General features: G+C 35.2%; 1 protein-coding gene. It reads right to left on the bottom strand.

Annotated elements, in window-relative coordinates; genetic code table 11:
* Nucleotides 1-340: hypothetical protein (locus tag EQ827_RS08970; protein ID WP_219912702.1), on the bottom strand; the 340-nt coding region annotated here is incomplete at its 3' end.
* Nucleotides 341-383 lie beyond the last annotated feature (43 nt).

Consider the following 383-nt stretch of genomic DNA (forward strand, 5'->3'; position numbering starts at 1 on the left):
CAAATAACCAGCTTGATATTTTTTCATTCCAGTCAGGTGAAATAAATGTAGCGATACCATTGACCTTTCTAAAATGGCGTCCAAATACCTGACGAGTAACTTTAGGTAAATGTTCACGTAACATTTGTTGTGGGCTTTCATACTGCTCCACTTCAAACGGACTTTTATTTCTGGCACTACCTTCTACTGTTTTGCCATTTGAAAGTGGCTCAACCAATTTACTTACCTCACCAATTTGACTTTGCTGCAAGATGTTTAAACCAGTAGAACTGAGCTTTTTAGCCACTCCGAAGACCTGAGAAAACAAATTGTCAGATTGATTATTATTAAATTTTGTCATCCAGTACCTCGATTTTTTAATTTATCTAATTAGAGATAAATAC

Origin of the sequence: Bombilactobacillus bombi, from assembly GCF_013607485.1 — a bacterium.
In the GTDB taxonomy this organism is placed as follows: domain Bacteria; phylum Bacillota; class Bacilli; order Lactobacillales; family Lactobacillaceae; genus Bombilactobacillus; species Bombilactobacillus bombi_A.